The following is a 20179-nucleotide window of genomic DNA, read 5'->3' as shown; positions in this document are numbered from 1 at the left end:
CGGTAGCGCAGTCTAATTGTGCATGGCTCATTCTCCGTCACCGCGAATCTCTCAATTCTTTCGCACTCTTCGCACCCCTGGCCACCGCCGCGGCGTGCTCGTGCGCCGCGTCATCGCGCTGGTCCTGCTCGTTGCCGCGCTGGTTTCCGCGATTTCCAGGGCGAAGGAACTGCCGCAGGTGCTGGTCTTTAGCCACGATCTGCCCGCCGGCGCGGAGCTTTCCGCCTCCGATGTTTCCCTCGAGCGCCTGCCTTCTTCTTCCATACCTAGCAGCGCGCTTGCCGATGCCCCCTCCGACCTCGCCGGCCGCATCATCACCGCCGCCGCGGGCAAGGGTGAGGTAGTCACCAGCAAGCGGCTCCTAGGCCAAGAGTTGGTGTCTAGCCTCGTCGCGAACTCGGGATCAGAGGATTCTGCGGGAGGCAGCTCTGGCCGCATGATCCCTGTAAAACTTGCCGATCCAGACATCATTCCCCACCTACAGCACGGCGATACCGTCGACATCGTCACGGCAAGCAATGCCACCGATTCCCAGCCCGCGACCGCCCGCGTCATCGCCTCCGGCGCCCGGGTGGTCTCCACCACCACCGCGGAGGGCGAAGTTTCTTCTGCCACCGTCTTGCTCGCACTTCCTAATGAGCATGCCAATGACGTGGCCGCGGCCTCTTTAAACCAACCGCTGACCGTGGTCATCGTGGGCGATCGCGCCCAGCCCCAAGCCGTCGATGACGCAGATGCTGCTACTTAAAGACAGCCTGAACCTTTTGCGTAGTGGTGGTCTTTGCAGTACTTATTCCTGATCTATTCCTTCGCCGATTTCGCGATTTCAACAGCTTGGCCGATGTAATTGGCTGGGTTTGTCAAGGCATCAAAGTCCAGCTTTTCCGAAACACCTGCAAGCTTAGAGTGGGCCGCGCAAAACTCTTCCAGGCTGGTACCGTTCTCTCTATTTTCTCGGGCGAATTCCTGAAGAGCGTCGTGTGCGGCACTATGACCAATATGCGGAGCCAACTCCATCATGATCCCTTCAGTCATCAATGAGACACCCGCGCTTTTTACATTGTCTTCTAATGCTTGTGCATCAAAACGCAAGCGAGGAAAGAGCTGGCCCAACTTTTCCAGCGCTCCATCGACGGCAACAAAGATTTGTGGAATCAGGTTGCGGTGGATCTCGGATTGGCGGTGGTCGCGTTCAAAGGTGGCCGGCGCTTGCGTGAGCATGTTTGCCGCCATGCCACAAGCCATGCTGGCTCCCACGGAAATTTTCATTGTGGCAAAGGGATTAAGTTTTTGCGGCATGGTGGACGAACCGGAAGTATGTGCATCCATCTCCTCGCGGGCCTCGACCAAATCGGATTGCTGCATAGCGAAGAGATCCTCTGCAATCTTGGCCAGACTTTGCCCCAAGGTAGCCACGGTCGTCACAAGCTCTGTCATTGTATCCGAGCTCGCATGCCAAGAAACCGGTTGATAAACCAGTTCCAATTCTTTGGCAAGGCGCCGACTTAACTCAGGGCCTTGTTCTCCAAAGGACGCCAGCGTGCCTACAGCACCGGTAAATTGAATCTGTTCCGTGCGCTCGCGCATCGCTTCCAAGCGTTCCCTGCTCCGGCGCAGTTCCGCATTCCACCGCGCGAAGCGCGTACCCAGTGTCGTCGGCAATGCATACTGCCCATTGGTGCGCGCAACCATTAACGTCGTGGCATGCTCGTGAGCAAGTTTGGCGGTAGCTGCAATCACAGCGTTCAGGCGTTCCAGTATTAGGTCAGTCGCTGCCTTGATCTGCAGGGCCCGCGCGGTATCCAAAATATCTTGAGTCGTCGCCCCGAAATGGACCCAACCGCGTTGGTCTTCCGGAACCGCCTCCCGCAGCGCATCTAGGACAGCGACCGAAGGATTGCCAACCCCGCCGCTTTGGGCTTTTTCAATCAGCTCATCACTGGCGACTGCATTATCTGAGATCGCCTCGGCAGCCTCCTGCGGGATGATTCCCATGTGTCCCTGCGTCCGCGCCATTGCCGCTTCAACAGCGAAAATCTTCCGGATAAGTTGTGCTTCTTCCCAGTGGGCTTCCATGTCCGCTGTGACATAGCCTTTCTTCTGAAAAGACGAGTTCAGTGCGCCGATTCCCATGATAAATTCCTTACTTTTTCAGATGTAGGTTGTGACCCCAGAACGTGCTTAGAGCAAGATCAGGCTGGATACGATCATCACGACAAAGCCAACCCCCATTGGAAGGAGGGTGCGGCGAATAAGCTCGGTGGTAGAAATCCCTACGCCACCGGCGACGGAAATGATTACCCCGGAGACCGGAGAAACCGCGCGGAATAAACCACTGGCAAATTCCATTGGGGTAATCACTGCCGCTGCCGAAGCACCGAGCCCACGGCTGACATCAGGCACCAGGCTGGCAAAGGAAGAAAATGCGCCGACACCGGAACCGGTCAGGAACGTCACTAGGCCCACGATCAAGGTGAACATGAGGGTGATGACGATAGCGCCGGCACCGAGTTGCTGGCCTCCATCGATGAGCATGGAAATGGCGCCCGTAGCCGTCAACCCGGTGGCGAAGATTTGCGCTGCGATAATCAATGCGACGATGCCACCAAACATCTTTCCCATACCCGTAAAAAAGGATGTGGCTTGTTCAGTTGCGGTGGCAAAAGAACGATGGCGGATGATTTCGCACAGCATGGCCAATAGCCAGACAATTACGAATGCTCCCACTGTGCTCAGCTCGATGCTGTCATTGACCAAGGGACTGAAGATTATCAACAAGATAATGGGCAGTGCGAGAAATAAGCCATACCACTTCGGGCCTGCTTCGCCAGAACCATCGCCCATGGTGTCGGTTTCCTTGTACTCTTCCAAATCCCGCTTATCGTAATGCTGCTGCACGAAATAGTGAGTGATAGCAATTGCAATAGCAGTAGGAATGGCCACGATCAGCTGGTACTGAACAAAGTAGACGACTGGGGATAAATCAATGGTTCGCGCCGACAGCACCGAGGTTCCCGATGCCGGCCCCATAGGCAATGCAGAGGCTGACACGATGACCGCGCCTGCTGCTGCGGGGCTTACCCCTACCGCCTTCAGCACTGGAAGCAATAGCACTAGAAGCAAAATAGCGAGCCCAGCAGCGCTGGGGATAAACATAAAAAGCACCACGCCGAGGAAATACGTGAGGATTAGCGTGATGTAGGGGTGCTTGAACTTTGCAATTGGGGCGGCAAGCACCTCGACCAGTGCCTGTGAAGCGCCGATCTTGTTCATATATGCCGAAAAGCCGCCGGCCGCCATAATGATTAGGCCGACGCCTGTTAATTGGCTACCAGCAACTTGTTCGAATATGCCAATGATGTCTAGCCACCGAGATCCGGTAGAGTCTTCCTCATCTAAAACTCCGTAGCCAGCTTTGGCCGCGGTAGAAACTGCAATGAGAATAAACCCGGCAAGCAATAAAATGATGACCGGCTTATGACCTTTAACAAGGAGGTAGCCTGCACCAATGGTGACTGCCAAGGCAAATAAAGCGAGTGCGATATTCATGCTGGGATCCCTTCTGCCCACGCATTAGAATACTGTTATTTTTACAAACAATATTTTTATATTCCGCTTTCACACTAACACCAAATACCTATATCGCAACCGGTGTGCATTAGTTAAATAAGTAACAATATTGCCAACTCTAATCCTCCCAAGTTGTGAATACTTTTAGCTTGAACTAAACTCCCTGCTTGCTCGAGGTTCAGCCTCATCTTCAACTATCCCCAGAAAGGTCCGTTTTCTCCCATGCTCAAGGGCTTTAAAGACTTCATTATGCGCGGCAACGTGGTCGAGCTTGCCACCGCAGTCATCATCGGTTCCGCATTCACGGCGATCGTCACTTCCGTGACGGATTCCATCATTCAGCCGATCATTAACTCCCTCGGCTCCGCCGAGGTCGATGGTTTGGGCTTCCAAATCACCGACAATAAGTCCACCCTCGTAGACTTTGGCGCCGTCATTACAGCCGCGATTAACTTCCTCATCATCGCCGCAGTGGTCTACTTCCTCATTGTGATGCCGCTCAACAAGCTCACTGAAGCTGCTAAGCGCCGCCAGGGTGTGGACCCAGAGGCTCCGGCACCAACCTCGGAAGAACTCTTGGCAGAAATCCGCGATCTTCTGCAAGCCCAGAACGCTGATGCTGTCGCCGCCGCAGATAAGGCACTTGGGGATGCCACTGCAGCCGAGGGCGCCGATAATTCCACCGCTTCTGAGGGCAAGCACAGCCGCCACGACGACTAATTCTTACTAAAGACGCAGCTGAGCCCGTGTCCACCTTCGCGATGAGGGAGGACACGGGCTTTTGTTATGGCTGCTTCAGCATTTCCTGGCTCGGGACAAGGATGCGCGGGCTATCCGCCATGGTGCGGCGGCTGGTTTTCGCGGTAAAACTCTTCGCCGCGCTCGGCTGCTTGAGCACCGTCGCCTTCCGCTGCAGCATCATCAATAGTGACGATGCGCTGTGCATCGGCACCTTCTCCACTAGCTAAGTCCTGCCCTACCGGGCTGTCCGCGCTGCGGTCATATTCCGACGCATCTGATTGCCTGAATACGCGCCTGCGCTGGCGGCGTGGTTGAGAGGTCATGGCAGTATCTCCACCCCTTTCCTTGGCGCTATTGCACGCTGGATTCTTGCAATTGATCCACGAGGTGGTGGACCAGCGGGGTCAATGTAGCCATTCCATCGCGCACGGCAGCGCGCGACGGTGCGAGGTTGACCACGACGGTGGAACCAGAAACGCCCGAAATACCGCGGGATGCACACGCATCGACCGCGCCGCAGGCCTGACCAGAAGAGCGCAATGCCTGGGCCACGCCCGGCACCATCTTATCGATGACCCCAGTGGTAGCTTCCGGGGTCTTATCACGCGGGCCCACGCCAGTGCCGCCGACGGTGAGCACGAGATCCACACCGCCGACGACGCCGGTTTCAATAGCCTGCCGGATCTTGGATTTCTTCGAGCGCACGACCACCGAACCATCGATGCGGAAATCCGCCTCTGCTAAAAGTTCAGTAACCAGTTTGGAGGTGCTATCTGAATTTTCGCCGGGGTGATCCGTGACGATCACAACGAGCGCGCGGCGCGGCGCCGCCACTCGGTCCTCCTTCTCACTGGCCAAGAGGTAAGCATCATCCGGCTCCGCCACATCCCGCAAAGCGTCTGTGGAAGCCGAATCCTCCAACCTGGTCGAATCGGTCAAGTCTTGCTGAGAGTCTGCCATTTTTCTCCTTCAAAGAAACGTCGGGGGCGCAATGCGGACACGGCGCGGGCTGGCTTTTAATCTACTCGCCCGTCAGGGTTACCTCTACCTGACGAGTATCATCCGAATTTCCATCGGATACTTCCAAGGTGACGGTCGCACCGAAGTCCTGGGAACGAGCGGCCGCGATAAGCGCATCGGCGTTTTCAATCAGCCGGTCATTGACGCGGGTGACGATATCGCCCTGCTTCAATCCTGCTTGTTCCGCTGGGCTGCCCGGCTCGACCTCGGCAATGCGCGCGCCATTACCGTCATCGCGCGCCAAGACCTTAACCCCCAAGGTGGGGTGAGTTACCTGGCCTTTATTGATGAGCTCATCCGCCATGCGCTTGGCAAAGTTGGAAGGGATGGCAAATCCAAGGCCGATAGATCCGCCCTCGCCCGTGGCTTTATCAGACAACGAGGCAATCATCGAATTCATACCGACGATATTGCCGTCCATATCCACCAAGGGGCCGCCGGAATTGCCGGGGTTAACGGCGGCGTCAGTCTGGATGGCATCGATAAGCGAAGACTCGCCACCCTCCTGGGACGCACGCACCGGACGGTTCTTTGCGGATACGATGCCAGAAGTCACCGTGGCATTGAGGCCGAGCGGCGAACCGACGGCGACTACCTCTTGGCCGACCGCTACCGCATCCGAGTTACCGAATTGCAAGTGCGGTAGGTCTTGCACGTCCTTGATTTTGATGACGGCGACATCCGTATTGGCATCGGAAGCCACGAGATCAGCTTCGTGCTTGCTGCCATCGTTCAAGGTCACCTGCATGATGCCGCCCTGTTCCGCACCGGCGATGACGTGGTGGTTGGTTAACACGTAACCATCGGGAGAAATGATCGAGCCAGAACCTTCGGCAGCCGAGGTCCGAGTGGCGGTCTGAATGGATACCACGGCCGGCAAAACCTTGGCGGAAACCGCTTCCACCGAACCTTCCTCTGGCTCCTTACCCATGCTATTGGCGGCCGGTTGACTATGAAGAGCCTCGTTAACCACGGACGTGCCGCTGCTGGATTGGTTCTTGCCCACGACCACACCGGTAATGGAGCCTGCTGCGATTGCCGCTACGGCAGCGATTGCCGTCGCCACGCCAAGCCCGATCTTCTTTTTCTCCTTTGGCTGCGGCGGCAACGGCGTTACCCCAGGCACAGGCGGCTGACCGGGTTGGTTATTTGCAGGCCCCTGCTGGGAGTACTCGCTGTACTGGCTAGCGAAGCTAGATGTTTCATCCTGCCCGCGGGTACCACTCTGCTGAGCGTCACCAAAAAGGCGATTGCTGGGCGGGGTGTGCTGCCCGTGTGCGGAAGCTCGTGCCTCCTGCTCGTTGATGCGCGGCTGGTTCCAGCCCTGGGAATAGGTTCCATTGGAATAAGCGGATCCAGAATCCTGCTGCCCACCGCGCGGCTGGCTATACGGCGTTTGCCCATTGTTCGTATCGTAGGGTTCCTGCGGGACACCGTGCGACTGGCCATTATTGCCGCGGTTGTCATCATTCCTCATGTTCATAGGAACACTATGCCTCGCTTCGCTTAGTCACAACTTAAACTACTCTGCCAACGTACTAGAAGTTCCTGTGAAGTTACTGTAGGCAATAAGCTGGTTAAACTCGCCGCACCCGTCGCCTCCTTCATGCTCGCACACGCCTCCACCATCGCCCCACTAAGCATTTTTCATTCTGGTGCCCGAGCCGCCGTGAACACAATCACAGAGGAATAAGACTGATCCACCATCAGATTAGCGCACTTTTATATTTACTTTATGGCTAGCCTTGCTTTAATTTGAAGTGGATTTCGCTAAGTCTTTAAGGCCCAAGGAGTAGACAGCACTGTCACGGCTCAAGTCCTCCCCCACGGCCTAGCGCCACCCTGGCCGAAAGGCGCTTTTTAATACCCCACCTAGGAGCCTAAAACATCGCAACCCCCTCGCAGTCACTAAAAGCAACCGGGAGGGGGTGGGATTGAATGCAGGCTTAGAACTGCTCTACGTCAACCAGGCCGAGCTTAGCGGCCTTGACCAGACGGCGCGGGATGCGCACGGTCTGACCGTCGATGGTGACTTCCTGGAGGGCGACGTTGTCAGCCTTCCACTGGGAACGACGTGCGTGGGTGTTCGCACGGGACTTCTTAAACTTAGGAGTTGCCATTTTCTTTTCTTCTCCTTACGCGTTCTTCTTCTTGCGGCGAGCCATGGCACCGAAGCGCTGGTTGAAGCGCTCGACACGGCCAGCGGTATCCATAACGCGCTGTGCACCAGTCCAGAACGGGTGGGACTCAGCAGTAACGTCAACGACGATGAGCGGGTACTCGTTGCCGTCTTCCCACTCAACGGTGCGAGAAGAGGTAGCGGTGGACTTGGTCAAAAAGGAGTGACCGGTACCAGCATCGCGGAAGACCACTGGGTGGTAATCCGGGTGGATGTCTTTCTTCATATATATTCCCTCAGGGTTGGACTACGGGTCGGTTCCGCACACTGGGCTGCTATGCCGGTACGGATCGTGCCCGAGTTGGGATGTACAGTTACAGCTCGCCCGGCGCCACAATGCGCGCCGACCGATAACCTGAATTATCCTACATTCCACGGCCATATATACGAAATTGCTCACCTGCGGCAACCACAGTCGCCACAGGCGCGCATATGCGCCTCATTCGTTATAGTAAGGCCTCGAACCTCCCCCAATGCCTTGGTTACAGTTGCTCGATCTCCAACACAACGCGAACAACATTAAGTACGGGGCGATTGCGGTAGCGATTAGGTATATCGCGAGTAAGTCTGTAAGATTTGCTCTTGCTGTTGTCAAAATATACGTATTACGCCCCGTCTACTGGTTTTTGACGACGATGCCGCACCTGCTCACACCTCACTTTTTGAGCACTGCCACCCTCACACGGCAGTCGGCACGTAGTCGTTTATAGCCACGATGTGGGCGGCTAGGAGAAAGAAGACCCATGTCGGCTATTTGCCAGGTAACGGGCCGCAAGCCGGAATTCGGCAAGCAGGTCTCGCACTCGCACCGCCGCACTTCGCGCCGTTGGAACCCCAACGTGCAGCGTCGTCGCTACTACCTGCCCTCTGAGGGCCGTACCATTACTCTGAATGTTTCCACCAAGGGTATGAAGATCATTGACCGCGACGGCATCGAGTCCGTTGTTGCCAAGATCCGCGCACGTGGGGAGAAGATTTAAGTATGGCACGTAACGATATTCGCCCAATCATCAAGCTGAAGTCCACTGCGGGCACCGGTTACACCTACGTGACCCGTAAGAACAAGCGCAATAACCCGGATCGCATCTCCCTGAAGAAGTTCGATCCGATCGCCCGCAAGCACGTCGAATTCCGCGAGGAGCGATAATTCATGGCTAAGAAGTCCAAGATCGCTAAGAACGAGCAGCGCAAGGAAATCGTCGCCCGCTACGCGGAGCGTCGCGCTGAGCTCAAGAAGATCATCAAGAACCCGAACACCCCGGATGAGGAGCGTTTGGAGGCTCAGTTCGAGCTGAACCGCCAGCCTCGTGACGCTTCCCCAGCCCGCGTTCGTAACCGCGACGCAGCCGATGGCCGCCCACGCGGTTACCTCCGCAAGTTCGGCCTGTCCCGTGTCCGTATGCGCGGCATGGCTCACCGTGGTGAGCTGCCGGGCGTTCGCAAGTCCAGCTGGTAAAGGGGTAATTGCACAATGGCTAATAAGCGCAATAACCAAAAGAAGTTCCGTATGGAGCAGAGCCGTCGCCCGAAGAAGAACCCTTTGAAGGCTGAGGGCATTGAGAAGGTGGACTACAAGGACACCAAGACTCTGCGTCTATTCATCTCGGATCGCCACAAGATCCGTTCCCGTCGCGTCACCGGCTTGAACCCGCAGCAGCAGCGTCAGGTTGCTACCGCAGTCAAGAACGCACGCGAAATGGCTCTCCTGCCGTTCACCACCCGCTAAACAGTAGCTGGGTATCAACAGCGCACTTTTGCCGCTGGCAAGTGTGACACGGTAAAAGAACCATAAACTTTCGCCGCCCCGCCTTTCGAGGTGAGGCGGCGAAAGTCGTTTTTAGGGTCTCGCTACGCCGCAAACGCCACACGCCGCGGCAACACCAGCCGCAAAACTCGTCCACGAACGCCCACTGCCACGGACGCGACGAACCCGCTGCACACTCCCCCAAGCGCTACTGCGCTTTCACATAAGTGTTACATTTATAGCAATCCTGCGCCGCACAACTTTTAGAAGCGCACCGCTTTGTAATGAGTGAAAGGCAGTGACTGTATGGCCCTGCACCAATCCCTTCTCGATCTTTCGGAGCTTGCTCCCCATTGCCAATCCCGGGCAACCGCTCGCGGCTTGTTGGCGGAGGCACAAGATGTCTTGCGCAATGCGGTAGCGCACCAGGATGATGAGATTGAATTAGCCTCCTGGTTTTCGCGGCTACTGACAGACATCGTGCGCGCCCCAGGCGTGGACGCGGATGTCCGGTTAACCGGCGCGGCGGCGCGCGGGGATCAGCTGCCCAGCATGCCCATCGAGTGGATGGGAGAAGACAGCGACTTGGAGTCTGTTTTTCGCGATGTTGGCCTAGAGGTGCACCAAGCAGCCGATTCCATGGCAGCGCGCGTCGATGCTGGCCTGCCTTTAGGCCACGGCGGCGAGCAGGCGTTGTTGGAGGAGGCGTTGGCCCAGCGTCCGCCATTGCTCCAGCGCGTTGGCGGTTTGCCCGATCGCAGCGCGGCCGTGGATATTAAATCCATGCTGTTATCCCCCATCGCCGCCATTGCGCGGTGGGCGGCACCGGGGCCGCGACCTACGGTCGATCGCCTCGCCATTGGTCAAGAACGCGGAATGCTCACAGCGGAGGACGCAGAGACCTTGGATCTTGCGTGGCGCACAGGGTATTCGGTAGAAATGCGACGCTGGTTCGACAATGTGCACGGCCGCGAATCCACGCTGCAGGATCTCCCGCCGCTGGAGCGCACGGCCTATGGCACAGCTTGCCGCATGGTGTCTGCGACCTTCGAATCCATCTCCCAACGCGCCGCGGATGGCGCACATTAAAATCGCCACAAAATGCTGTGGCCATGCATGCGCTCCGCGCCGTCTGGCTGCGGGGCTGTAGAGTTGTTGAGTAAAAGCATTTTCTGCTGAGAGAAAGGAGGCGTCCGCCGCATGTCAGGAAACGTCGGTAGGCCGCGTAAACATAGCCCCCGCCGCAGAGGCAATAGCGCCCGGGAAGAGATTCTGGACGCCTCCTCAGAGTTATTTACCACCCAGGGCTTTGCCACGACGTCGACCCACCAAATCGCGGACGCGGTGGGCATCCGGCAGGCATCGCTGTATTACCATTTTCCCTCCAAGACGGAGATTTTCCTCGCACTGCTTAATTCCACCATCGAGCCCTCGCTGGAGCTTGCCGATGAGCTGGTAGATTCCGATGCCGAGCCCGAGCAGCGCCTGTGGTCGCTGGTCGCCGCGGAATCGCGCCTTTTGCTCACCAGCGGTTGGAACGTCGGCCGGTTGTACCAGTTGCCGGTGGCCAATTCGCCTGAATTCTCGGAGTATCACAGCTCCCGCGAGCGGCTGCAGAACCACTTCCGCACCACCGCCGCCGCGATTGTGGGAGATGCGGATCCGCGCATCGAATTGCCCTTCCACGTCGCGCTATCCGTCATCGAGATGCGCCCCAATGATGGCACGCCTCCCTATGCCGCGGCCCAGTCGGTTCCGGAGACTGCCGCCATGCTTGCCGATGCCGCCCTTGCCGTCCTCGGCGCCACAGTCCCCGAGGACGCCGAAGCCATGACGCTTGAGCTACTGAAGAACCGCAATGACTCGATCTCTGCGGCTGCGGCGGCCGCTGCTGATCGCAAGAAGAAAAAGTCTCGCTAACTATTTCCTTGTGGCTTCGCTAACCACATCCTTGTGGCGACGTTAACCACTTACCAGTGGTTAACGTTGCCAGGATTCAGAAAAGTCCGCAGTGGCGGCCAGTCCGCCGCCTTCGCGCACGCTAATCCCGCTGGAGGTTACGACAATGGTCGAGGGCGTGGCATCCACGTAGTAGTTGCCACTATCTTGGCCAATGATTGGCCCGGTAAACTCGCCGCCGAAGATGGTCGACCGGTAGGTCAGCGTTCCTCCCGTGTTTTCGCAGACAATCGCTCTGCCGTCTGGACCTTTGCCTGCGAAGACGACGCGCTCAAAACGGTGGCAATTGGCGTAGGTATTAATATCGGTCCAGCCGTACTCACCCAGGCCATCGATGAGGTCACCTCCGCCGCCATTATTGTTTTTCGGTGGCTGTGCCTGTGCCTGTTCCTTTTCGGTCACCGTCACCACGGGTGGTTCTTTGTCCTCGGTTTCCGGGGACTCGGTCGTCGAGGTTTCTTCTGCGGAGGTATCCGTCGTGCCCTCTACGGTGGTCATGCCGCTGTCACCAGAAAATTCGGGCTGCTCCCCATCCGTTCCATTGCTGCAGGCGCTTAAAACGATGCCCGCAGTCGCTACCGCGCCGAGGCGCAGTCCCCAACGCAAACCTGAAGTTAGATTAAAGTGCGGCATGATAAGTCCTTTCTCACAAGCCGGGGTGAGGGCTAACAAGCTGGGGTCGGCCAAGCAACGTCGGCCTTGGAAAGATCGACCGCCATGCCCGAAAGTATTGGTTGGGCGGAGGCGTATTGACCATCGGGGGCCGAGGCGATGAGTGCTACCGCAACCTCGCGGCCGCCGATGGTGGCAAGACCCATCTGCCGCACATCATAGCCGCCGGCGGTATCTGGGCCCCAGCCGCCTTTGAGGGCGGCACCCTCTAGGTTACGCAGGCCATAGCTTTGGGCGGGATCGGGCGTAGACATCGCGCTGAGGATGGGCTCCGCACCGTTGACGCAGCGCAGCTTCGCCATGAATGCGGCTTGGTCGCCCACGCTCCACTGCGTTTGTCCAAAGGCGCTAAATTCCGGGCGGGTGACCTGGCTTTGTACCTGGGTGGTGGTATCGCCGGCCTCGGCAAGTACTTGTTGCGCGGCCTGGGCGGCTTGTGCGCCACCGCCAAGTGCGTCCCAGGCGGATTGCGCCGCCTCATTATTGGAATAGGTAATCGCGGACGTGACCACGTCCGGGCCAATGAGCCCTGCGCGATGCGCGGCGATGAGCACCGGCACCTTGGAGGTGGACCAGGCGGTTTCGGGCGCGGTGCGCCCGGCTGCAACGGTAGTGGTGCCATCCGACACCGCGATGCCCACATTCCCGTAGTTGGCGGCGATGCGGTCGAGTTCGCTTTGCAAATCACCAGCCACAGCCGGCCCGCCATCTTCGGCAGCTTTCGCGGCATCGGATTGGGCATCAGCCGGCGCAGCCTCATCCTGCGCTGCGGCATCGCGAGGGCTATCCTCCCTATCCGCCCTATCCGCCGTGCTCTCCGTAGAGCGCGACGTCGCCTGCTTGGCGATGCCCGGCTCTGATTCCGGCTCCTGCTCGCCCTGCCCGCACGCGCTAAGACACAGCGCCCCGGCGATCATTAGGCCGCCGAGCGCCATGCGTCTCGGTGTAGTACGCCTCGGTGCGGTGTGGGTTGGTGCGAACATGGCCAGGCTCCTTAGGTCTCGGGCGCTATCGCTAGTGAGCGAAGTGGCGCGTTCCAGTGAGATACATCGTAACACCAGCGGCCTTAGCTGCCTCGATAACTTCTTCATCGCGGATGGAGCCGCCGGGCTGGACAACGGCTTTGACGCCGGCATCGAGAAGCACCTGCAAGCCATCGGCGAAGGGGAAGAAGGCATCGGAGGCGGCGAAGGAGCCTTGGGTGCGGTTGGTGGCATCGGCAAGCGTATTGGCGCGCTCGACCGCAAGCTTGGCGGAATCCACGCGGTTGACCTGGCCCATGCCCACGCCCACGGTAGCGTTGTCCTTGGCCAGCAGAATCGCATTGGACTTAACCGCGCGCACCGTGCGCCAAGCGAATTCGAGCTGGGCCAAGTCCTCGTCGCTCAGGGCCTCGCCCGCTGCCAGGGTCCAGTTTTCGGGCTTATCGCCCTCGGCCTGGTAGGTATCCGGTTCTTGGCGCAGCACGCCGCCGGAGATGTACTTGCGCTCCTCGCCCTGTTCCTCTGGCTCGGCCAAAAGCACGCGCAGGTTCTTCTTGCTCTGCAGGATTTCCAGCGCCTTATCCTCATAGGCGGGTGCGACGATGACCTCGGTGAAAATGCCCTTGACTTGCTCGGCCATCTCTACGCTGACCTCGCGGTTGACGGCGATGACGCCGCCGAATGCGGACATTGGGTCGCAGGCATGCGCCGCGCGGTGGGCTGCAGCGATGGACTCGTCCGATACGGCAATGCCGCACGGGTTGGTGTGCTTGATGATCGCGACGCAGGGCCGCTCGTGGTCCCAGGCCGCGCGCCACGCAGCATCGGCGTCCTGGTAGTTATTGTAGCTCATTTCCTTGCCGTTGAGCTGCTTGGCGTTAGCCAAACCCTTGGTGCCAATCCGGGTCACGGTGGCGGCCTGGTGGGAGTTCTCGCCGTAGCGCAGCGAGGTGGTCTCCTCGCCTTCGCTGAGCTGGTCAACGAACCATGCGGAAACCGCCGCATCGTAGTTAGCGGTGTGGAGGAAGGCATCGCGGGCAAGCCCTCGGCGCTGGTCAAGGCTAAATCCACCCTCTTCAACGGCCTGGGTTACCTCGCCATAGCGCGCCGGATCCACGACCACGGCAACGGACGGGTGATTCTTGGCCGCCGCGCGCACCATGGAAGGCCCACCGATGTCGATCTGCTCCACGCATCCATCGAAGTCCGCGCCGGAGGCTACGGTTTCCTGGAAGGGGTACAGGTTGACCACGACGAGCTGGAAGGGCTCTACCTCAAGCTCATTGAGCTGCGCTAGGTGGTCTTCCTTGCGGGTATCGGCCAGAATCCCGGCGTGCACGCGCGGGTGGAGCGTCTTGACGCGGCCTTCCAGGCACTCGGGGAAGCCGGTTAGCTTTTCAACCGGGGTGACCTCGATTCCCAGGTCTGCAATCTTCTTGGCGGTGGAGCCGGTAGAGACGATCTCTACGCCTGCCTTATCAAGTGCGCGGGCCAGATCCTCCAGCCCCGTCTTGTCGTACACGCTAATGAGTGCGCGCTTTACCTGCTTGCGGTCTTCGCTCATGAGGAGGATTAAGCCTTTCGAAAAGTCTTAGTCTGCGAGTTGAATAAAAAGTTCCTCGCCGCGGGGCTGCGCCGCGCGCAGCACATCGACGATAAGTTCGCGCTCTACCTTTTTAATGCGCTCGTGGAGGCTGGCCTCATCATCGTCTACCCGCACGGCCACCGGCCGCTGCGCAATGATGGAGCCGGTATCCACGCCCGCGTCCACGAAGTGGACGGTAGAGCCTGTGACCTTCACGCCGTATTCCAACGCATCGCGCACCCCGTGCGCGCCCTTAAACGCGGGCAATAACGCCGGGTGGGTATTGATGGTGCGACCTTCGAAGCGGCGGAGGAAGCCCTCCCCCAAAATCTTCATAAAGCCTGCAGAAACAACAATGTCTGGCTGCGCAGCATCTACTGCATCAGCCAGACATGTATTCCATTCGGCACGGTCGGCGCCCATTTCCACGACCTCAGTATCGATATCGCATTCGCGGGCGCGTTCAATACCTCGACACTGCTTATCCGCTACCACCTTCACCACACGGTAGTGCTCATCCTGGGCTTCCAGGATGGCTTGCAGAAGCGAGCCCGTCCCAGAGACAAGCACGACAACTCGTAGGCGATCAGTGGCAGCAGTAGCGCGTGGTGGCATCGGTGAAGTCACGCGCTATAGCCTAGTCCCTCCTACCGCTTTCAGTAGAATCTGCCGCGTCAGGGTTGCCCTCATCTGCGTCCTCTTCCACGAGCTCGCCTTCCAGGATCTCGGGGTCTTCAGCCGCTTCGCGCTCGCTGCTTTCCGATGCCCCTTCTTCCCCACCATCGCCCGCGGTACTTTCCGCGTCATCGTCGTCGTCGCTGTCTTCAACGACCTCCCCTTCGATGACCTCGTCGGTGCTGTCTGCGCTGCCCTTGGATTCTGCGGCAGCGTCATCGTCGTCGGCTGCATCCTCTGTTTCTTCCGCAGCGGACTCAGCGGCATCGCCGTCACTCGACTCCGATTCATCCTCGTCGGATTCGCTTTCCCCAGATTCGGCATCAGCATCGTCGGCTTCAGCATTTTCTGCATCGTCCGTGTCCACATCAGACCTCTCTGCGTCAGCGGTGTCCTCTGCAGCCGAATCTTCTGCCGACTCTTCGGTACCGTCTGAATCCTCTTCGGTAGCCTCCGCCTCGGCTGCACGAGCGTCCCGCCAAGTCATGAACGCAAAGGCTGCCGCGACGGCCAAACCGACGACGGCGAACCACAGCGCGGCAAGGCCGGCAGCGGTCCACAGGTGCGGGCCGGTGTGGCCGTAATAGCCCAGCGTGCCGCTGACCAGGTAGCACGCGAAGAACATGATGACCGCGGTAGCCACCGTAGCTGCAAGCACCTTCTGGAAGGATGGGCGCTTCTTATACAAGGACAGCGTCGCCGCGATGAGGGGAACCACCATGAACACAACCGCCCACCCCGGCGAGGAGGCCGGAATGCCACCGGTAATCGGCAGCGGCGGCAGCGGAACAAGGTGGGTGCTAAAAAGGCTTACCTGCGCTTCTCCTGCCGAAAACTCCGACCCCACCAGCACTACTCCGGTGCTGACGATGGCATTAGGAATATACAGCAGGCTCAACAAGATGAGGGTGAAAATTCCCAGCCCGGATATGGAAGGGTACTCATCCATCATCTCCCCTTGGCGCGAGAAGTTGACGATGAAGACCAGCACGAAGACTACTGCCGCGCCAATGGCGAGGTAGGCGAGGTAGCGCAGGGCAATAAGGGCGGCATCGACAAGCAGCGGCGGGGCGCCATAGCGCTTAGCCAAGGCGCGCCACAAGCGGGTACCCATGCCCGCTGCCATCGCGGCCAAGTGCACCACGATAACCCGGGCCAGCGCGGCAGCAAGGTTGGGCGGGGAAACGTCAAAGACCTTGCCGGCATCCCACAGCATCACCCAGGCAATGCAGGTCAACACCACGGGGACGCCAACCACGCAGGCGACGAGTATGGCTAGGTCCTTCACGCTGACTTTGTGTTTTACCGCGGCGCGCACGCGCACCGCCACCACCGTGGCGAGGATGAGGGCGGGCAAGGCAGGCAAGAACGACAGGTCCACCCCGGCCGCCGATACCGGCGCGAGGTTAAAGACCATCCACGCTTCCGCCACGATGGTGGGCAACCATGCGAGGGGCGATCCAAAGAGCAAGAGCGCGCCAAAAGCGAGCGCCACAATAATAAGGACAACAATAATATTCGGCAGGGCCGCCGACATGAATAATTGGCGGATGCGCCCCGCTTTCGTCAGCGGGGCCGGAGTGCGACGGGCCTTCGCCTTCGACCCGGCTTTGCGCGCGACGCGTTCTGCGGAATTGTGCGGCTTTTGCGTCGCGGTGGCGTGGGGCGCACGAGGGGCGCGCTCTGTCTGCACTGTCCGGCCCCGCGCCTGGCTACGCGGGCGGGGCGTTGACCGAGATTGGGGGCTGGTGTTCTTGTTCATCGGCGTCCACTTTGCCACCTTTTGCGCGCGGTAGCGGGGTGGCGCGACGAGGCACTTCCAAAATCACCGTGGAGTTCTTCAGTAACTACTGTAGACATATATATAAGGAATGAAGTTTTCCCCCTTATCCCCCACTGGCCACAGTAATTTCACGCCACGGCGCCTCCGCAACCGGCTCCGAAGGCGCACTGTTACAGCTTCGGGGCTACCACGGGGGCTTGGTTTTAAGAGATTTATATCGCACTATGCGTAAAATTCTCCAGAAGTTGCCTGCATGTAGGCTTATTCCAGACCAGCGCGAGAAAATATTCACTTTTGGCTTGCTGTTATCTTTTTGAGACGCTACTGTTACATCTCGTTGGTAACAAGAAGGTCACAATCTCGTAACTAACCCAGAGACGATGTAACGCTCTTTTTGAAGATTGTGAAAGACACGAAAGAAGATTTAATGCGAAGCAAAGTTCAGCGTGGCGCCGGCCGCCATCGCAAGATTGTCACCGCGCAGACCACCAAGGGTCGTATCGCTGTCATGACCGTTGCAGCCGGTGCCGTGTCCACCGCCGGCGTAGGCGGCGCAGCTGCCGCAAACGTTGAGTCCGACAACACTGCATCTACCACCACCACGACGCAGTCTGTCGACTACAAGCTTGCCGCTGATACTTCCGAGGTTAATGACGCCCCAGCCGGTTCCTCCGATGCTGCGCCGCAGATCCTCAACGTGGCTGAGGCAAAGCCGGTCACCAACCTAGTTGACCAGCTGAGCAAGTCCATCCAGGCTTCCGCTGACCGCGCCGCCGAGGACCTTGCAGCTCGCGCCCCTTCCATTGCCCGCCCCGCTGAAGGCGCCTTCACCTCTGGCTTCGGCCCGCGCTGGGGTTCGTTCCACTCCGGCGTTGACATCGCCAACGCCATCGGAACCCCCATCCTTTCCATCATGGACGGCACCGTTATCGATTCCGGCCCAGCCTCCGGCTACGGCCAGTGGATCCGCATCCTCCACGATGACGGCACCATGACCGTATACGGCCACATGCAGACCCTCGACGTTGCCGTGGGCGAACACGTGCACGCAGGCCAGAAGATCGCTGGCATGGGTTCCATGGGCTTCTCCACCGGTTCCCACCTCCACTTCGAGGTTCACCCGAACTCCGGTGACGCCGTTGACCCACAGGCATGGCTGGCCGAGCGAGGCATCCAGCTCTAAGAGCCTTCTTTCCTTCTTGTTCAAGCGCCGCAGATATCCTCTGCGGCGCTTTTGCTATACCTACCGGCCCCATCCACCTCCGCTCGCTCGCAGCCGCAAAAATCAAACCCCGTTCGCCAACGCGTCGTACACACCGCCTAGGGCCGAAAAGTATTCCCGCAATTTACCTACATGCCATGTGATTGCAAGATGCGGCCCTTAAGCTGTCAGCTGTCTTTTTATCCAGCCCTCCACAAGGAATACTCATATGCGGACACGCACTCTCTCCCTCATCACTGCCCTTAGCTGTGCCCTCGCGCCCGCACCAGCTCTAGCTTCCGAAGGCACCACCTACTACTCCACCAAGCAGCATTACCAGCCACAGGGATCAAGCTACGCCGAAGCCCCCAGTGGGTTTCACCAGATTTACACCTCAACGGTAGATCGCCACGGATCCCGCGGGCTATCAAGCTTTAAATACGACGACCTCGCACAGCAGATGCTGGAGTATGCCCAACAACGCGGTCAGCTCACCGAGCTCGGCACAAAGCTCATCCCGCAAGTGGAGGCCATGATAACGGTAAACCAAGAGCTATCCGGTGGCCCTGGCCAAGAAGCCGGTTATGGAAACCTGACGGAAGTGGGACGAGAAGAGCTCGGGGGCATCGGCAAGCGCAATGCACAGCGCAATGCGGAGCTACTGGAATCGATTGCTGCCGAAGACCTCAAGGTGAGCTTTACTTCCTCAGGAGAGGACCGCGCCAATGACTCTGGGTGGAACTTCGGGGAAGGTCTACTGGAACAGTCTCCCGCACTGGCTGAGCACGTGGATGATGAAATGACAGACGGCCACGTCAACATCGCCGCACGCCCTGACCTGATGTACGCACACAAGGATAAAAACGCTGCATCCTATCAGCGCTATACGGAGTGGAAGGACTCTCAGGTTTTACAGGAAAAGGTACAACAGGCCTATGCCAAGCCAGAGTCACAACAGGCTGCACGCAGCTTACTGGCTAAGATTTTTGCGCCGGAATTTATCAATGCTTTAGCAGATGGTTCCATTCACTTTTCCGCCCGAGAAAAGGACGATAAATCCGTTGAAGGCATCGTCGATGCGGCCTTGCAGTTTTACAACCTATACATCATCGCTCCAGCTTTGGAGCACGAGGAAAAGGCCCCGGCGGAGGGGTGGATCTTTGATGAGTACATGGACGATACTAACGGACCGACCTTCGCGTACCTGCTTGACGTAGAAGACTTCTACGAGAAAGGCCCGGCTATCCAGGGCCAGACAGTTGCCTACGACAACTATGAACCACTGCTCGAAGAGATGATTAGAAACGTTGAGGACCGCGCTGCTGGCGGCGAGGTAGCCGCCAATTATCGCTTCGGCCACGCCGAGACCATCATCCCGCTTGCCGCGTTACTGAAGCTGCCCGGTTCCGAGCACGGTGTCCCAGAGGAAGATTTATACAGCTGGGATAACTCCGCATGGCGTGGTGATGCCGTCTCGCCGATGGGCGCGAATATTCAATGGGACGCATTCCAAAATGATCGCGGAGAGACCCTCGTGCGGATGCTCTACAACGAAAAGGAAATCCCATTCCACGATGGCTGTGAGCCCATTACCGCCGACTCAACTTTTTATACTATCGAAGAGCTGGCAGATTGCTTGCCCTTAGGCTCCACCTCAGATCACTCTCAAGCCCACCTCATAGACGCTGAAGACGCGACAGATCACCAGCCACCGGTTGCTGATTCCCTCTCTTCCAAGCCGCAGTTCTGGGGGATCATCGGTGCCCTTGCGGGCGCACTGGCCATCGGTATAGGAATCGGTGCGGTCAACGCTTTCGGCCCACAAATTCAACAGCAACTGCAGAAATTTAGCAGTCAGCTCCCTTTCTAGCGCCCTTAGGGATGGCCCCGCCCGACGGGGCCACAAGACGCTTTCAGCCGAGTCCAGTACAGGGCCTTGTCGCAGGTAGACGGCCTTTTACGGTCCTTCCCCAGCGCTCAAACCACCCTACCCATTACGTTGTTAGCAGTTCCGCTTGAGGTTACCCAGGATTCGTAACTCTGCCCCCATGCCGGGGCAGGTTATGT

At 58.5% G+C, this 20179-nt stretch carries 22 protein-coding genes; 10 read left to right on the top strand and 12 right to left on the bottom strand.

What is annotated here, in order from left to right:
• The first annotated feature begins 22 nt into the window (after positions 1-22).
• Positions 23-748, top strand: a complete 726-nt coding sequence (locus ABRP87_RS03800) for an SAF domain-containing protein (protein ID WP_349862995.1) — start codon at positions 23-25, stop codon at positions 746-748.
• Positions 749-801: 53 nt separating this feature from the next.
• Here the strand turns inward: ABRP87_RS03800 and ABRP87_RS03795 are convergent, their stop codons facing one another.
• A complete protein-coding gene (locus tag ABRP87_RS03795; protein WP_349862993.1) occupies positions 802-2133 on the bottom strand; it encodes a lyase family protein in 1332 nt (443 codons plus the stop codon).
• Positions 2134-2181: 48 nt separating this feature from the next.
• Positions 2182-3549: a C4-dicarboxylate transporter DcuC gene (gene dcuC, locus ABRP87_RS03790; RefSeq protein WP_023025975.1), complete on the bottom strand. Its 1368-nt coding sequence runs from the start codon at positions 3547-3549 to the stop codon at positions 2182-2184.
• Between the two features lie 243 nt (positions 3550-3792).
• On the opposite strand from dcuC, the gene mscL reads away from it, so the two are divergent.
• Positions 3793-4290 carry a large-conductance mechanosensitive channel protein MscL gene (gene mscL / locus ABRP87_RS03785; RefSeq protein WP_349867796.1) on the top strand — a complete coding sequence of 166 codons (498 nt, stop codon included), beginning with the start codon at positions 3793-3795 and terminating at the stop codon, positions 4288-4290.
• Positions 4291-4400: 110 nt separating this feature from the next.
• On the opposite strand, the gene ABRP87_RS03780 is transcribed toward mscL, so the two are convergent.
• From ABRP87_RS03780 to ABRP87_RS03760, 5 genes are all read right to left on the bottom strand, one after another.
• Positions 4401-4634: a hypothetical protein gene (locus tag ABRP87_RS03780; RefSeq protein ID WP_349867795.1), complete on the bottom strand. Its 234-nt coding sequence runs from the start codon at positions 4632-4634 to the stop codon at positions 4401-4403.
• Positions 4635-4662: 28 nt separating this feature from the next.
• A complete protein-coding gene (locus ABRP87_RS03775) occupies positions 4663-5271 on the bottom strand; it encodes a MogA/MoaB family molybdenum cofactor biosynthesis protein (RefSeq protein WP_023025969.1) in 609 nt (202 codons plus the stop codon).
• Between the two features lie 61 nt (positions 5272-5332).
• Entirely contained in the window at positions 5333-6814 is a 1482-nt protein-coding gene (locus ABRP87_RS03770; RefSeq protein ID WP_349867794.1) for a S1C family serine protease, read from the bottom strand.
• 463 nt (positions 6815-7277) lie between these two features.
• Positions 7278-7451, bottom strand: coding sequence for a 50S ribosomal protein L32 (gene rpmF / locus ABRP87_RS03765; RefSeq protein ID WP_005279913.1), 174 nt, complete (start codon positions 7449-7451; stop codon positions 7278-7280).
• A gap of 15 nt (positions 7452-7466) precedes the next feature.
• Positions 7467-7736 carry a type B 50S ribosomal protein L31 gene (locus ABRP87_RS03760; protein ID WP_005279912.1) on the bottom strand — a complete coding sequence of 90 codons (270 nt, stop codon included), beginning with the start codon at positions 7734-7736 and terminating at the stop codon, positions 7467-7469.
• 517 nt (positions 7737-8253) lie between these two features.
• On the opposite strand from ABRP87_RS03760, the gene rpmB reads away from it, so the two are divergent.
• From rpmB to ABRP87_RS03730, 6 genes are all read left to right on the top strand, one after another.
• Positions 8254-8490: a 50S ribosomal protein L28 gene (gene rpmB, locus ABRP87_RS03755; RefSeq protein ID WP_005279911.1), complete on the top strand. Its 237-nt coding sequence runs from the start codon at positions 8254-8256 to the stop codon at positions 8488-8490.
• Between the two features lie 2 nt (positions 8491-8492).
• Positions 8493-8657, top strand: a complete 165-nt coding sequence (gene rpmG, locus ABRP87_RS03750) for a 50S ribosomal protein L33 (protein WP_023025964.1) — start codon at positions 8493-8495, stop codon at positions 8655-8657.
• 3 nt (positions 8658-8660) lie between these two features.
• A complete protein-coding gene (rpsN, locus tag ABRP87_RS03745; RefSeq protein WP_005279906.1) occupies positions 8661-8966 on the top strand; it encodes a 30S ribosomal protein S14 in 306 nt (101 codons plus the stop codon).
• Positions 8967-8981: 15 nt separating this feature from the next.
• The gene (rpsR, locus tag ABRP87_RS03740) at positions 8982-9236 is read left to right on the top strand and encodes a 30S ribosomal protein S18 (protein ID WP_023025961.1); all 255 of its coding nucleotides are present in this window, start codon (positions 8982-8984) and stop codon (positions 9234-9236) included.
• Between the two features lie 324 nt (positions 9237-9560).
• Positions 9561-10343, top strand: a complete 783-nt coding sequence (locus ABRP87_RS03735) for a putative nucleotidyltransferase substrate binding domain-containing protein (protein WP_023025943.1) — start codon at positions 9561-9563, stop codon at positions 10341-10343.
• Between the two features lie 111 nt (positions 10344-10454).
• Entirely contained in the window at positions 10455-11174 is a 720-nt protein-coding gene (locus ABRP87_RS03730; protein WP_349862984.1) for a TetR/AcrR family transcriptional regulator, read from the top strand.
• 60 nt (positions 11175-11234) lie between these two features.
• Here ABRP87_RS03730 and ABRP87_RS03725 read toward each other — a convergent pair whose 3' ends face one another.
• From ABRP87_RS03725 to ABRP87_RS03705, 5 genes are read right to left on the bottom strand one after another with little or no spacing between them, the layout of a single operon-like run.
• Positions 11235-11846 (bottom strand): hypothetical protein, encoded by a 612-nt coding sequence (locus tag ABRP87_RS03725; protein ID WP_349867793.1) that lies wholly within the window; start codon positions 11844-11846, stop codon positions 11235-11237.
• Positions 11847-11878: 32 nt separating this feature from the next.
• Complete coding sequence (locus ABRP87_RS03720) at positions 11879-12868, bottom strand: hypothetical protein (RefSeq protein WP_023025936.1); 990 nt, start codon at positions 12866-12868, stop codon at positions 11879-11881.
• Positions 12869-12899: 31 nt separating this feature from the next.
• Positions 12900-14432 (bottom strand): bifunctional phosphoribosylaminoimidazolecarboxamide formyltransferase/IMP cyclohydrolase, encoded by a 1533-nt coding sequence (gene purH, locus ABRP87_RS03715; RefSeq protein ID WP_349862978.1) that lies wholly within the window; start codon positions 14430-14432, stop codon positions 12900-12902.
• Between the two features lie 27 nt (positions 14433-14459).
• On the bottom strand, positions 14460-15068 hold the full coding sequence (gene purN, locus ABRP87_RS03710) for a phosphoribosylglycinamide formyltransferase (RefSeq protein ID WP_349867830.1): 609 nt from the start codon (positions 15066-15068) through the stop codon (positions 14460-14462).
• Between the two features lie 22 nt (positions 15069-15090).
• Positions 15091-16821 (bottom strand): cell division protein PerM, encoded by a 1731-nt coding sequence (locus tag ABRP87_RS03705; RefSeq protein ID WP_349867792.1) that lies wholly within the window; start codon positions 16819-16821, stop codon positions 15091-15093.
• Between the two features lie 517 nt (positions 16822-17338).
• Here ABRP87_RS03705 and ABRP87_RS03700 point away from each other — a divergent pair.
• Together ABRP87_RS03700 and ABRP87_RS03695 are read left to right on the top strand one after the other, a co-directional pair.
• Positions 17339-18094 carry a M23 family metallopeptidase gene (locus ABRP87_RS03700; protein ID WP_349867791.1) on the top strand — a complete coding sequence of 252 codons (756 nt, stop codon included), beginning with the start codon at positions 17339-17341 and terminating at the stop codon, positions 18092-18094.
• 247 nt (positions 18095-18341) lie between these two features.
• Positions 18342-19982: a histidine-type phosphatase gene (locus ABRP87_RS03695; RefSeq protein WP_349867790.1), complete on the top strand. Its 1641-nt coding sequence runs from the start codon at positions 18342-18344 to the stop codon at positions 19980-19982.
• The last annotated feature ends 197 nt before the right edge of the window (positions 19983-20179 follow it).

Source organism: Corynebacterium sp. KPL2830, assembly GCF_040225635.1.
Taxonomy (GTDB): Bacteria; Actinomycetota; Actinomycetes; order Mycobacteriales; family Mycobacteriaceae; genus Corynebacterium.
This window is presented reverse-complemented; position numbering and strand designations above follow the sequence as displayed.